This is a genomic window from Paenibacillus sp. GbtcB18, assembly GCF_019091125.1.
Classification (GTDB): Bacteria; Bacillota; Bacilli; order Paenibacillales; family NBRC-103111; genus Paenibacillus_F; species Paenibacillus_F chitinolyticus.
In genome coordinates, this window is the sequence record NZ_JAGXJX010000097.1 from 1 (window position 1) to 594 (window position 594).

1 protein-coding gene is annotated in these 594 nt (G+C 40.7%); it reads right to left on the reverse strand.

From position 1 onward, the window contains the following. On the reverse strand, window positions 1-594 hold a 594-nt coding region (locus KVT34_RS29680), incomplete at both ends, for a recombinase family protein (protein ID WP_217563235.1).

Below are 594 nucleotides of genomic sequence, written 5' to 3' on the forward strand. Positions count from 1 at the left end.
GGTGCCTTTGTAAGCCGGGTTTTTAATCATCTTGCATAATGTAGAGAATGTCAAAGGCGCCCCTTTCCTTGTGCGCGCTCCCTTATCATTTATGGTATTTGCAATCTTGATATAGCCAAATCCTTGTGAATATAATTCAAATATTTCCCTGACAAGAGCGGCTTCCTCGTCATGAATTGCGTATTTATCATCTACAATTTCATAACCATATGGGACAAACCCACCAGTATAACCACCCCTACGCACTTTCGCCGCTAAAGCAGCTGTTACAGAAACAGATAATGTCTTAGGTAACTGCGATGCAAACATCGCATACATCTCAAACTTCATATCATTCTTACCTTCGTAATGACTGTCATAACCCTCCTCAATGGTTATTAGTCTTACTCCGTGGCCTAAAAGGATCTCCTTAATCTCCAGCGCGTCCTTTAAATCACGTGCTAATCGATGTATAGATTTAAATATAACTGTGTCGAGTTCTTTTTTTCTAGCTTTATTTAAGATCCTCTGCATTGCATGCCGCTCTAACCAGGCCGTCCCAGATATACCATCATCAAAGTACACAGCATGCTCGTCCCATTCAAAACCATTATT